Source organism: Pseudomonas fluorescens, assembly GCF_902497995.1.
In the GTDB taxonomy this organism is placed as follows: Bacteria; Pseudomonadota; Gammaproteobacteria; order Pseudomonadales; family Pseudomonadaceae; genus Aquipseudomonas; species Aquipseudomonas fluorescens_BK.
On record NZ_CABVII010000062.1, the window covers coordinates 1 to 753 of the forward strand.

The following is a 753-nucleotide window of genomic DNA, read 5'->3' on the forward strand; positions in this document are numbered from 1 at the left end:
AACGCGCCCCGGGCTCCCGCTTCGACGGCCATGTTGCAGATCGTCATTCTAGCTTCGACACTAAGGTCAGTGATTGCCGGCCCTGCGAATTCGATTGCATAGCCAGTGGCGCCTGAAGCGCCAATATTTTCGATCAGCGCCATGATGATATCTTTGGAGGTGACGCCGCTTCCGAGAAGCCCATTGACCGTGACTCGCATGGTTTTCAAGCGTTTGTAGACCAGGGTCTGCGAGGCCAGCAGGTGCTCGATTTCAGAGGTGCCGATGCCGAAGCCGAAAGCACCCAATGCACCATAAGTCGTGGTGTGGCTGTCACCTGCAGCGACGACCATCCCAGGTAATATGAAGCCTTGCTCTGGCGCTACAACGTGCTCAATACCTTGTCTCTTGTCCAGCACATCAAAAAGCTCGATACCAAAGTCCCGGCAGTTTTCTTCGAAGTACGAGACCTGTTGGGCACCGCCGGCATCCGGCATGGTTGCAATACGAACCGGAGCTGTCGGGTTAACGTGGTCGACCACCGCAAGTGTCGCGCTTGGCCGCCATACATCACGCCCGGCTTCACGCATGCCGCTGAATGCCTGGGGGCTGGTGTACTCGTTAGCCACTTGGCGATCAATGTACAAAAGCACGTGGCCCTGGTCATCCAGAGAGCAAACGGTGTGGCTATCGATGTGTTTCTGGTAGAGCGTTCGAGGCGTATTCATGGCTGATTCTTTCTCTGTCTTATTCGAGATCACGGGTACAACATGC

Annotated in this window: 1 protein-coding gene; it reads right to left on the reverse strand. The window is 55.5% G+C overall.

What is annotated here, in order from left to right; genetic code table 11:
- Nucleotides 1-707: aconitase family protein (locus tag F8N80_RS30900; RefSeq protein WP_263596970.1), on the reverse strand; the 707-nt coding region annotated here is incomplete at its 3' end.
- Nucleotides 708-753 lie beyond the last annotated feature (46 nt).